The following is a 350-nucleotide window of genomic DNA, read 5'->3' on the forward strand; positions in this document are numbered from 1 at the left end:
ATCACCGATGTTGATGGCAAGTCAGAAAATTATACCGCGACAGTCACTGGTGGCGAATGGACTCTCACAAGTCAAGATTATTCAGCCTTCGCTGAAGGCACTTTAACGGTAGAAGCCACGGTTACAGACATTGCGGGCAATACAGCGACCTCCAGTGACACAGTTGTCAAAGATACGTTGGCGGACATCAGTGTCAATTTCGATGGTTTTGGTGACGAGTATTATAACTCCGCCGAGGTCAGTAATGGCGCATTAGTTGGTACGGTGACCAATGTTGAAGATGGTCAGGAAGTTTCAATCACTATCACTGATGTTGATGGCAAATCAGAAAATTATACCGCGATAGTTTC

At 45.4% G+C, this 350-nt stretch carries 1 protein-coding gene; it reads left to right on the forward strand.

Annotated elements, in window-relative coordinates; genetic code table 11:
• Positions 1-350 (forward strand): Ig-like domain-containing protein (locus tag A6D97_RS02255; protein WP_139074289.1); only part of this gene is annotated, 350 nt, incomplete at both ends.

It is taken from the genome of Vibrio sp. ZF57 (assembly GCF_001691235.1).
Taxonomy (GTDB): domain Bacteria; phylum Pseudomonadota; class Gammaproteobacteria; order Enterobacterales; family Vibrionaceae; genus Vibrio; species Vibrio crassostreae_C.